Below are 11378 nucleotides of genomic sequence, written 5' to 3' on the forward strand. Positions count from 1 at the left end.
TTAGGCTATAGTGCATTAAAATAAAAAGTATCGTTGTGCCATAGGTAATGTCGTTGCTGGCTCACATGTCAGTAACTCACCATCTGCACGAACTTCATAGGTTTCTGGGTGAACATCCATTACAGGACAATATGTATTATGTTTCATGTCTTTTTTAGTAATGTTACGCGTGTTGTAACATGGACTAATTTGTTTTTTTAACCCCAATTGCGCTGCAATTCCTGCGTCAATAGCCACTTTGGGTAAGAATGTCAGACAAGTTTGTTGAGCGCCTCGTGCCGATGCACCAAACATAGGGCGATAATGCACAGGCTGTGGTGTTGGAATAGATGCATTAATATCTCCCATTGGCGCTGCTGCGATCATTCCACCTTTAATGATCATTGCTGGTTTTACACCAAAAAAAGCAGGTTTCCATAGCACCAAGTCGGCCAATTTCCCTTCTTCAACTGATCCAACTTCATGGCTTAATCCATGTGTAATGGCAGGATTAATAGTATATTTTGCGATATAACGTTTTACCCGTTGGTTGTCACATTGGTAACGATCGCCTTCGAGTGAACCACGTTGGAGTTTCATTTTATGTGCTGTTTGCCATGTACGAATAATTACTTCGCCCACTCGCCCCATGGCTTGCGAATCAGATGACATCATCGCAATTGCGCCTAAATCTTGTAAAATATCTTCAGCAGCAATGGTTTCTCTACGAATTCGACTTTCAGCAAAAGCAACATCTTCAGCAATAGCAGGATCTAAATGATGGCAGACCATGAGCATGTCTAAATGTTCATCAATCGTATTGACGGTATATGGTCGGGTTGGATTTGTAGATGATGGCAAAACGTGACTTTGACCAATTGCTTTTAAAATATCTGGTGCATGTCCACCACCAGCCCCTTCAGTATGATAGGTATGAATAGTTCGGTCTTTGAACGCAGCCAAGGTTTCCTCTAAAAAACCACCTTCATTTAATGTGTCTGTATGTATAGCTACTTGCACGTCAAATTCATCAGCAACACTCAAGCAGTTATCAATCGCCGCAGGGGTTGAACCCCAGTCTTCGTGGAGTTTTAATCCAACAACGCCTGCTTTAATTTGCTCTCGAATAGGCTCTGGCAAACTCAAATTCCCTTTGCCTAATAAACCAATATTCATAGGCATATCATCAATTGCTTGTAACATACGATGAATATGCCATGGCCCCGGTGTTACTGTAGTGGCAGATGTTCCTGCCGCAGGCCCTGTTCCCCCACCAATCATGGTCGTTACACCCGACATGAGTGCAGTTTCCACTTGCTGTGGGCAAATCCAATGAATATGTGTATCTACACCACCTGCAGTTAAAATTTGACCTTCACCTGCAATAACCTCAGTTGCCGCGCCTAAAGGAATCGTAATTCCTGGTTGAATATCTGGATTTCCTGCTTTACCGATTTTCCAAATTCGACCATTTTTAAGCCCTACATCTGCTTTAACAATCCCCCACCAATCCACAATTAACGCATTCGTAATCACGGTATCTGCCACTTCGGCACTTAACTGTTGTGATTGCCCCATGCCATCACGAATCACTTTACCGCCACCAAATTTTACTTCTTCACCATACGTAGTGAGATCTTTTTCAACCTCAACAAAAAGTTCAGTGTCGGCAAGACGTACTTTATCGCCAAGTGTAGGGCCAAACATTTCTGTATAGGCTTTGCGTGACATTTTCATTTTTTTATCCTATGTTTAATCTAATGGCCCCATCACACGACCTGCAAAGCCGTATACCACTCGTTTTCCTGCCAATGCGACTAATTCGATGTCACGAGTTTGCCCCGGCTCAAATCGTATTGCTGTACCTGCTGCAATATTTAATCGATAGCCTCGAGCTTGTACACGATCAAAATTTAAAGCGTCATTGGCTTCTGCAAAATGAAAATGTGAACCCACTTGAATGGGACGATCGCCCGTATTAGATACACTAAGCTTCATTTTTTGACGCCCAACATTTAGCTCAATATCATTGTCTGAACAAATAATTTCACCAGGTATCATAATTTATCCTTATACAATGGGCTGATGTACAGTGACCAATTTAGAGCCATCTGGAAAAGTTGCTTCAACTTGCACCTCAAGAATCATTTCTGGTATGCCATCCATTACATCTTCTCTTGTGAGTAATGTCGTGCCAAAATGCATTAGCTCAGCAACAGTCATGCCATCACGTGCACCCTCTAAAAGTGCAGCCGAAATATATGCAATAGATTCAGGATAATTCAGCTTTAACCCTCTTGCTTTTCTACGCTCAGCCACTAGGCCTGCGGTAAAAATAAGTAGTTTGTCTTTTTCCGTTGGGTTCAACTCCATGATCTTTCCTTTGATTTGAAATAGGGATCCAATCTGATTAAATTACAACAGCATCATGCATACTCAGTATTGTTTTACACCTTTTTTTCTAGGTTTTCCATATTCTTGGGTAAGCTTCTTCGAGTGCAAACCAATATTGACGCAATCTAGCACGTATAGCAGCAAATGCATCATGACACACTCGCACATCATTGCCTAAAAAACGCGCACTAACAACATCATTGAGTAAGGTAATTGTTACAGGCACATGCATACGCATCATTAATTCACGAATCAACTCAATGTGTTGATCTAACTGAACACTTGAACGATATTGTTTAGGTGGGGTCGCCCAAAAACTCCCCATCACTGCATGACCATTCATTCCTAAATAAGAACTTAAAAATCGATCACTACCTTGAAAATAAAGTGTATCGGCAACCAATAAATGTTGCTCTCTTTGTAGTTTAAATTGACTGTTATATTGTCCTGATACAAAGTTTTCTTGTCGAGCTTGGCGACCAATCACAAGCATATCCCAGCCAATAAAACTTGCATGCTCTGACAAACAAATCGTCGTTGTAGTTTTGGCCATAGCACCATCGAACAACATGGTTTCTTGTGGTAGCCATTCAAATATAGCGTCATCATTCACTTCAATTTGAATATGTTGATCAGCCATTTTCCCATTGGTTTTATACCATTTACCTGCACCAGGAGTGGTCACTACAGCATGTGAATGTTGCTTAGCACACATAGAAAACGTGAGATGATCACCCCCTGCAATACCTGCTGGAGGGTGAACAATAATCGCATGGCACACACCTGTTTTTTCAGGCCATAACATTTTTTGCACCCGAACAGGGCCAAAATGCTTTCTATGAGACATAATGGTGCGATCACTCACTGATTCAAAACCTAGTTCTAAGCGTGCGTGCCACTGTTTCTCTTGTTGTGTTTCTAAACCATTCATGCTGTCTTTTAAAATGTGGCAATCAATATTTTTCAGTATAAAGCATGCCAAAATTAAGCCAAGTTATTTCACTTATAGTTATTTTTTAACCACTTAGCGTATTTAACATAAAAAAGCCAACGATATTTACACACCGTTGGCTTATTTTCAATCTACAGAATTAATGCTGTTTATCAATGTTCGCTTCTAAGAACCATAAAAATTGGTCTAAGTCTTCAAGCGCACCTTGAATAATATCTCCTGAAATTGGATCTTTAATTTCATCGATAATTGAACGCAAATGGTTTGCAACCACAGCATAGCGATCGGCAAGCTCTACAAGGTGGTCTTGCACATCGTAAATATCACTTGGGTATTCTTTAAGCTGTGAATTTGCTGAAACACCTTGTACACTGCCTAATGCCGTACCACCAATTTGCACAGAGCGTTCTGCAACATTATCTAAATGAGTGATAATGGTTGTACGGAATGTATCTAACATTTCGTGTACAGCAATAAAGTTGCTACCACGCATATTCCAATGCGCTTGCTTAGTAATTAACGATAAATCAATCAGGTTTGCAAGAACCTGACCTAAAATTTTCAGTGTAGGTTCTTTTATTTTTTCATCGAGATTGTTACGTGTGTAAACACGGCTGATTTGTTTAGGTTTAGTCGTTTTCATCCTGTCCTCACTTTCAAATAATAATAACTTTGATAAAATTTCTTCGTCTTTCTATGATTAAATCATACGCTCTATAGCCGATAAAATCGACCATATCAGCAAGTTTGAAACATTGTTATTACAAATAAGTTTAAACTATTTTAAAAATAACAAAAGAGAATAAAAATGATTATTAATTAAGATCATAAATAAAACAGACTATATATTTCATGATGATTTCTTTGCAAAAAACACACTCAGAAATCATCGTTTAACGGTACATTTTAAATTTAAAACGCAAAATTTTAAGTGTTTAAACGATTGAACCTCAAACCTATTCAAAATATGAAATCATTCACTTTCATTCAAACTTATTTGGGTTAAAATGCATCAATGTACCGTTATAACATCTTTTAAAACAATCGATTTAAACCATTGAGTGCAGCCACACGATAAGCTTCAGCCATTGTTGGGTAGTTAAAGGTTGCTTCCACAAAATACCTTAAAGAATTATTTTGACTTTGCATAATCGCCTGTCCGATATGAATAATTTCAGAAGCATTATTGCCAAAACAATGAATTCCCAAAATTTCTAAAGTATCACGATGAAATAACAGTTTTAACTCACCCTCGGTATCTCCTGTAATTTGAGCACGCGCTAGGTGTCTAAAAGAAGATTGTCCGACTTCATAAGGAATTTTTTCTTCGGTTAACTGCTGTTCTGTTTTACCAAAACACGATATTTCAGGAATTGTATAAATGCCTGTTGGTATATCAGTTACAGGTTTAACATTTTCTTCACCGCTCATATTTGATCCTGCACAGCGCCCTTGATCATAGGCTGCAGATGCCAAAGACGGCCAACCCACAACATCACCTGCAGCATAAATATGTGGTAATTCTGTTTGGTAGCGTTCATTCACCATCATTTGACCGCGACTATTTGGAGTTAGGCCAATGTTTTCTAAACCCAAACCATCCGTATTTCCTGATCGTCCGTTACACCATAAAATTGCATCTGCTTTAATTTTTTTACCACTTTTAAGATGAAGTACAACGTGGTCATCATGGGTATCCAAACTGTCTATTTGCTCATGATGTCGAATCAAAACACCTTGCTCTCTGAGGTGATAAGATAATGCATCTGAAATTTCAGCATCTAGATAACTTAACAATTTGGTTTGCGTGTTAATTAAATCAACTTTGTGATTTAAACCAATAAAAATAGAGGCGTATTCACACCCAATGACACCTGCACCATAAATAATAATTTTTCGTATACTATAATCTAAGTTCAAAATCGTGTCTGAATCAAATACGCGCGGATGACTAAAATCTAGGTTTTGAGGACGATATGGACGACTTCCTGTGGCAATCACCATCTCATCAAATTGAATGTATCTTTTAATACCTTCTGGCGTAAATACCTCGATATGATGCTGATCTGAAATATATGCTCGCCCACAAAATACATCTATATGATTTCGATCATAAAAACGAGTGTGTGTGGCAACCTGTGTTTGAATTACACGATGTGCATGGGTAAGCACCTGATTCATTGTAAACTTCTTCCACTCGCCCACCTTTTGTAACAAAGGGTCACGTTGGCAACGAATAATACTAGAGACCGTTTGGCGTAATGCTTTACTCGGAATCGTACCAACATGCGTGCAGTTTCCACCCAATTGTTCTCGTAAGTCGACTACAGCAACCGTTTTACCCGATTTGCTTAACTTCATTGCAGCACCTTCACCTGCTGGCCCTGCACCTAGTACAATTGCATCATATTTGCTAAAGTTACCCGCTATTATGTCTTTTTTTCGAGACATATCACATACTCCTTATGCTTGAGGTTGTTATTTTTCTTTTCAAACTATGACATGAATATTTTAAAAAATACAGTGTAAAAACCGAGCTTCAAGGTAAATCACTCCACGTGCTGTTGTAAATCATCGTCATGTATTTGCAACAATATGTTTTTCACCCCTAAACATGTTATTTTTGGTTATACTATTCGTGTAGAACATCGCTTTTTAAATTGTCAAAACAGTGGAAAGTTGCCCATGACAAAGTATCAAAAACCAGAACAAGGCGTAAAACTGCGTGGTGCAGAAAAAGTAGCCAGAATTCCAGTCAAAGTGATTCCTACCGTTGACGTGCTACGTAAGCCCGACTGGATTCGAGTGAAAATGACTGCACCAGAAGAAGTGCAAAGAATCAAGACCACCTTACGTGCCCAAAAGCTACACACTGTTTGTGAAGAAGCCGCTTGCCCTAACCTGACCGAATGCTTTGGTGGTGGTACAGCAACATTCATGATTATGGGTGATATTTGTACACGGCGCTGCCCATTTTGTGATGTCGCACATGGTCGACCAAATGCATTAGATGCAGATGAACCACTTCATATGGCTGAAACCATTGCAAATTTAAAGCTAAAATATGCAGTGATTACCTCCGTTGACCGAGATGATTTACTCGATGGTGGTGCACAACATTTTGTTGATTGTATTAAAAAATCAAGAGAACTCAGCCCAAATACGCTGTTAGAAATTTTAGTGCCTGATTTTCGTGGCCGCATGGATACTGCACTAAGAATTATGACGGAATGTCCACCCGATGTATTCAACCATAATATTGAAACCGTCCCACGACTTTATAAAGCCATGCGTCCGGGTTCTGATTATCAACATTCGTTGACATTACTCAAAACATTTAAAGATTATTGTCCCGAAATACCGACAAAATGTGGGCTGATGGTGGGTATAGGTGAAACTGAAGAAGAAGTATTAGCCTTACTCGATGATCTACACGCACATGGGGTCGATTATGTCACCATAGGACAATATTTACAGCCCTCGAAAGAACATGCTGCATTAGACCGCTTTGTCACGCCAGAGGAGTTTGAACGTTATGCAGAGCATGGCCGAAAGCTAGGGTTTAGAAATATTTGGTCTGCACCGATGGTACGTTCAAGTTATTTTGCAGATCGTCAATACTATGGCGAACCTGTACCACAAGTACGCCGCAAAACACCACCTGCACGTAAAATTACCGTACAAGCTGTAGAAGCATAACTGTTTAATAAAAAACCGAATAAAAAGCAGAATCTGCTTTTTATTCGGCATGTTTATCTCATTAGAAATCTGCTTTTAAAACCACGCGATATCTTGCTTTTCCTTCTTTTAGATGTGCCAAAGCCTCATTGACTTTCGACATTGGAAACACTTCAATTTGTGGCGCAATATTTTTACGTGCTGCAAATTGCAACAACTGACGTAATGTCGCAGGAGAGCCCGTTAGCGAGCCACGAACTGCTTTCATACCTGCAATAAGTAATGGTGCTGGCACTTGTATTGGCTCCAAAGGAATACCTACAAGATGTATTGTGCCTTTAGGCGCAAGCGCATTAATATAGCTTGGCCAATCCAATGTAACATTTACTGTACTTAAAATAAGGTCAAATTTGCCTTGCTGAGCTTTTAATGCTTCTGCATCACGGCTATTGACAACATGATCGGCACCCATTGCTTTAAGCTCATCTGTCTTTTCAACACTTGATGAAAAAGCAGTGATTTCACAGCCCCACGCTTTAAGCAATTTAATAGCAATATGACCCAAACCACCAATACCAATCACACCAACGTGATGTAAAGCAGTGACTTCATTTTGCAACATTGGTGTAAATACAGTGACACCACCACACAATAAAGGCCCTGCACTTTCAGGATCTAAATCATCCGGTAAAGGGATTACCCACTGCCAATCTGCACGTACTTTATTGGCGAAACCACCCTCACGGCCAACGATAGTGGCTTTTTGCTGACCACATAACACTTGATCACCACCAACACATGGATCACATGCACCACAACTTTCCGCAGTCCAACCAATACCAACACGCTGTCCAAGCTTCAGCCCTTTTGCATCACTCCCTAAACGAACAACCTTACCAATCACTTCATGGCCTGCAACCACAGGATAAGATGAAACACCCCAATCATTATTAATAATAGATAAATCTGAATGACATACACCACAGTATTCGACCTCAATTTCAACCTGTGAATTTGCAAGTTCACCTGCATCGAAACTATAAGGAACCAGTGGCTCATGTGGTGCTTTAGCAGCATACGCTTGAATAATATTTTGTTGCGACATTAATCGTGCTCCTAGATTCAAACAAAACATAGATAAAATATTTATTATTTCAGCTTCAGTATAATCAATATTTTAAAAAACATTTCACGCTATTACAAATTACATCATTTTTATTTATAGAAATTTTAAGGTTCATCTTATATAAACAACATGTTTAAAGTAACGTTTACCATGAAAATATTTACATTTTGTAACTGCTTCATGTTCTTTTTCTTTAAATTTGTATGGCTTAGAAAAATGTAATGTTATACCATTGCAATTCTTCCAAAGTCGCTCAGTGATCGCTGTTCGCAGTCTGTGTTAACGAGATTTTTAAAAATGATTGACCACTCACACCACCACGTAGAACACCATGTTAATGTGCACAGTCACACCATTGCTCATCAAAAGCAATCTGTAAAAAAGATAACTCCACAGAAAAAACATCCATCAAATCAAGAAAAGCTCATCGCAAAAAAAAACCACGCATCTCATCATAAAAATAAAACACTGCATACATTACAAAAAACAACCACCACTAAACATCATTATCATGCGACTGCACAAACAGCTCCCAAACATAAAAAATCAATTAATGTGAGTAAATTTGCACATACATTAACGCGTAATGCATATCATCGCAGTACCGAAAAATGTGCTAAACATGTACGTTTAGCTTTAGAATCTGCAGGTGCACAAGTCAAATCACACCCTGTTGCTGCTGCCGATTGGGGGCAAACTTTAGAGAAAATTGGGTATAAACGTATTTCTCCTGCTTTTGACAAACCCCAAGAAGGAGACATTTATATTATTGTACGCACAAAAACACATGGTTACGGACATATTGCAGGATATACAGGTAAAAACTGGGTATCTGACTTTAGACAAAACAGCTATGCCGTTTATGGTGGTAGCGCTACATATAAGTACTACAGATTAAGTTAACCCGCTTGAATACTGATGCCTTTCTAAGCTTAAATACAAATACAGAATAATCTACGATAAACATAAGATTATTCTGTATTTTTAGCATGTTTAAAAATTCAAATTTATCTCAGTGATTTTTTAATTATATCAATAATTTCATACTATCAATCACGTACATATGTTACCTTATAACATATCTTTAATTATTTTTATTTTCTCATGTCAGCCCAACTTTCACAGCGCCTTCTTGCCATTGATGCACTTCGAGGTCTTATCATTTTAATTATGATGCTAGATCATGTCAGAGACACTTTTTACGTTCATCATCAAGTTGCAGACCCCATGGTCATTTCACAAACAGAACCTACCTTATATTTTGGGCGTGTTTTAGCCCATTTATGTGCTCCAATGTTTGTTTTTTTAACTGGACTCTCTGCCTATTTATACCAAGCGAAAAACAATAATCTCTCTATGACACGTGCTTTTTTATTTAAACGAGGATTGTTTTTAATCCTGCTTGAAATTACTGTCATTAATTTTGCATGGACTGGTCAACTAATCCCACAGGTGATGTACCTACAAGTCATTTGGGCAATTGGTATCAGTATGCTTGCATTGGCTGGATTAATTGCCCTTCCGCAAAAAATACGTTGGGTTTTAGCACTACTCATTATTTTTGGGCATAATTTGCTTGATCCAATATCATTTAAAGATGTGCCAAGTATTCAACCCTTATGGAATATTTTGCATGAACGAGGTTGGATTGTTCTCAATGATCAATTTAAACTTCGCACCTCGTATCCTGTTTTACCTTGGATTGGGGTGATTTTGCTTGGTTATTGTTTTGGCGAAGCATGGTTTGGACGTCATGTGCTTGCAAAACAACGCCAAAACACGCTCATGAAAGCAGGTATATTGTTTATTGCCATATTTTTTGTATTACGATGTATCAATATCTATGGCGACCATCCATGGGTCAGCATGCCAACCACACTTGAAACCATGATGAGCTTTTTTAATCTTACAAAGTATCCGCCATCATTACTCTTTATACTGTTTAATGTCGGGGTTGGGCTACTCTTATTGGTCTTTTTGGAAAAAAAGCAAATGCATTCATGGATCAAGCCATTGGTCGTCTATGGCTCTGTGCCTATGTTTTTTTATATCTTGCATTTATTTGTATTGAAACTCTTATACAGTATTGCTGTCATGCAATATGGTTTAAACCATGGTCAATATTTTGGCTTAGACAGCGTACTGAGTTTATGGATAACCGCCATCATTTTATCTATTGTACTTTACCCATTGGTTGCACTTTTCGCACGCTTTAAACACAACAACAAACAGATTCGTATTTTAAAATATTTTTAAAATCAAATGGGCAGATTCTCAAATGTATCTGCCCATCACTCTTAAATCATATAAAGTATTGGCCAAAATATCACAATATCTAAAGTGACCATTCTAAAGTTGTATTAAAACTGTGCGAATGGTTTATTGACAGTGGAATACAAATCACACATTTTATAATATGTGCAGATCAGAACTCGTGAGAGATCTAAAGACCTCACCCACAAATACATAAAAGAGTCATTTTTCCATGAGTAGCCGTTTTTATATCGACACCGCACTAGCATGTAATACACATGTTGAACTTACAGAAACTGTCTTTCATCATTGGATTAAAGTCTTACGTGCGAAAATTAATGATCAAGCGATTTTATTTAATGGTCTAGGTGGAGAATATGAGGCCACTGTTATTGAAATAAATAAGAAAAATGCAATTGTTGAAATTACAGCATACAATCCAGATAACCGTACACCATCTTTTAAAGCAACTTTAGGCCAAGTGATGTCTAAAGGTGACCGTATGGATTATGCCATTCAAAAGGCTGTCGAACTAGGTGTTCATGACATTCAACTTCTCACTAGTGAACGTTGTGAAATGCGATTAAAATATGAAAGAGATCAAAAAAAAATCGAACACTGGCAAAATATTGCCATTGCAGCATGTGAACAATGTGGCTTAAATATTGTACCGACCGTTCATGCTCCACTCACACTCAATGACTGGCTCATGTCTGACTTGCCTGAAACCAAGCTTGTACTTGCACCCAATAATCGTACTGAAAACCCGCTCCACAATGCCAAACACACACTTGCCTTACTCATCGGCCCTGAAGGTGGTTTATCAGATACAGAACTTGAACACACCCAAGAGTATGGTTTTGTACCATGGTGTATCGGTGAGCGTGTACTGCGCACAGAAACTGCACCAATTACAGCACTGTCTATTTTAAATTTTGTATTTAAATAATATGACTGCGATGTATTGTTATCTCTTTGTCAAAGCACCAAGTATTT

At 38.4% G+C, this 11378-nt stretch carries 11 protein-coding genes; 4 read left to right on the plus strand and 7 right to left on the minus strand.

Annotation, left to right across the window (positions count from 1 at the left end):
* Positions 1-15: 15 nt before the first annotated feature.
* The 6 genes from ureC to sthA all read right to left on the minus strand — a co-directional run bounded on the left by ureC (position 16) and on the right by sthA (position 5776).
* The gene (gene ureC, locus I2F17_RS00270; protein ID WP_235985879.1) at positions 16-1716 is read right to left on the minus strand and encodes an urease subunit alpha; all 1701 of its coding nucleotides are present in this window, start codon (positions 1714-1716) and stop codon (positions 16-18) included.
* Between the two features lie 15 nt (positions 1717-1731).
* On the minus strand, positions 1732-2040 hold the full coding sequence (locus I2F17_RS12545; RefSeq protein ID WP_196422993.1) for an urease subunit beta: 309 nt from the start codon (positions 2038-2040) through the stop codon (positions 1732-1734).
* A 9-nt stretch (positions 2041-2049) separates the two neighbouring features.
* Positions 2050-2352, minus strand: a complete 303-nt coding sequence (ureA, locus tag I2F17_RS00275) for an urease subunit gamma (protein WP_196422992.1) — start codon at positions 2350-2352, stop codon at positions 2050-2052.
* Between the two features lie 88 nt (positions 2353-2440).
* Positions 2441-3304 (minus strand): urease accessory protein UreD, encoded by an 864-nt coding sequence (locus I2F17_RS00280; protein WP_211138800.1) that lies wholly within the window; start codon positions 3302-3304, stop codon positions 2441-2443.
* A 160-nt stretch (positions 3305-3464) separates the two neighbouring features.
* Positions 3465-3968 (minus strand): DNA starvation/stationary phase protection protein Dps, encoded by a 504-nt coding sequence (dps, locus tag I2F17_RS00285; protein WP_196422990.1) that lies wholly within the window; start codon positions 3966-3968, stop codon positions 3465-3467.
* A gap of 392 nt (positions 3969-4360) precedes the next feature.
* Complete coding sequence (gene sthA, locus I2F17_RS00290; protein WP_196422989.1) at positions 4361-5776, minus strand: Si-specific NAD(P)(+) transhydrogenase; 1416 nt, start codon at positions 5774-5776, stop codon at positions 4361-4363.
* A gap of 234 nt (positions 5777-6010) precedes the next feature.
* Between sthA and lipA the strand changes: the two genes are divergently transcribed.
* Positions 6011-7024, plus strand: coding sequence for a lipoyl synthase (lipA, locus tag I2F17_RS00295; protein ID WP_211138801.1), 1014 nt, complete (start codon positions 6011-6013; stop codon positions 7022-7024).
* 61 nt (positions 7025-7085) lie between these two features.
* On the opposite strand, the gene ahr is transcribed toward lipA, so the two are convergent.
* On the minus strand, positions 7086-8108 hold the full coding sequence (ahr, locus tag I2F17_RS00300) for an NADPH-dependent aldehyde reductase Ahr (RefSeq protein WP_211138802.1): 1023 nt from the start codon (positions 8106-8108) through the stop codon (positions 7086-7088).
* A 318-nt stretch (positions 8109-8426) separates the two neighbouring features.
* On the opposite strand from ahr, the gene I2F17_RS00305 reads away from it, so the two are divergent.
* The 3 genes from I2F17_RS00305 to I2F17_RS00315 all read left to right on the plus strand — a co-directional run bounded on the left by I2F17_RS00305 (position 8427) and on the right by I2F17_RS00315 (position 11331).
* Positions 8427-9032, plus strand: a complete 606-nt coding sequence (locus tag I2F17_RS00305; protein WP_213014392.1) for a CHAP domain-containing protein — start codon at positions 8427-8429, stop codon at positions 9030-9032.
* Between the two features lie 201 nt (positions 9033-9233).
* Positions 9234-10385, plus strand: a complete 1152-nt coding sequence (locus I2F17_RS00310; RefSeq protein ID WP_196422986.1) for a DUF1624 domain-containing protein — start codon at positions 9234-9236, stop codon at positions 10383-10385.
* Positions 10386-10614: 229 nt separating this feature from the next.
* Entirely contained in the window at positions 10615-11331 is a 717-nt protein-coding gene (locus tag I2F17_RS00315; protein WP_196422985.1) for a 16S rRNA (uracil(1498)-N(3))-methyltransferase, read from the plus strand.
* Positions 11332-11378 lie beyond the last annotated feature (47 nt).

This window comes from Acinetobacter baretiae (assembly GCF_015627105.1).
Lineage (GTDB): Bacteria > Pseudomonadota > Gammaproteobacteria > Pseudomonadales > Moraxellaceae > Acinetobacter > Acinetobacter baretiae.

Coding starts and splice junctions, on each gene's coding strand:
- I2F17_RS12545 (WP_196422993.1), bottom strand. CDS start 2,040: ATGATACCTGGTGAAATTATTTGTTCAGACAATGATATTGAGCTAAAT.
- ureA (WP_196422992.1), bottom strand. CDS start 2,352: ATGGAGTTGAACCCAACGGAAAAAGACAAACTACTTATTTTTACCGCA.
- I2F17_RS00310 (WP_196422986.1), top strand. CDS start 9,234: ATGTCAGCCCAACTTTCACAGCGCCTTCTTGCCATTGATGCACTTCGA.
- I2F17_RS00315 (WP_196422985.1), top strand. CDS start 10,615: ATGAGTAGCCGTTTTTATATCGACACCGCACTAGCATGTAATACACAT.
- I2F17_RS00280 (WP_211138800.1), bottom strand. CDS start 3,304: ATGAATGGTTTAGAAACACAACAAGAGAAACAGTGGCACGCACGCTTA.
- dps (WP_196422990.1), bottom strand. CDS start 3,968: ATGAAAACGACTAAACCTAAACAAATCAGCCGTGTTTACACACGTAAC.
- I2F17_RS00305 (WP_213014392.1), top strand. CDS start 8,427: ATGATTGACCACTCACACCACCACGTAGAACACCATGTTAATGTGCAC.
- sthA (WP_196422989.1), bottom strand. CDS start 5,776: ATGTCTCGAAAAAAAGACATAATAGCGGGTAACTTTAGCAAATATGAT.
- ureC (WP_235985879.1), bottom strand. CDS start 1,716: ATGAAAATGTCACGCAAAGCCTATACAGAAATGTTTGGCCCTACACTT.
- lipA (WP_211138801.1), top strand. CDS start 6,011: ATGACAAAGTATCAAAAACCAGAACAAGGCGTAAAACTGCGTGGTGCA.
- ahr (WP_211138802.1), bottom strand. CDS start 8,108: ATGTCGCAACAAAATATTATTCAAGCGTATGCTGCTAAAGCACCACAT.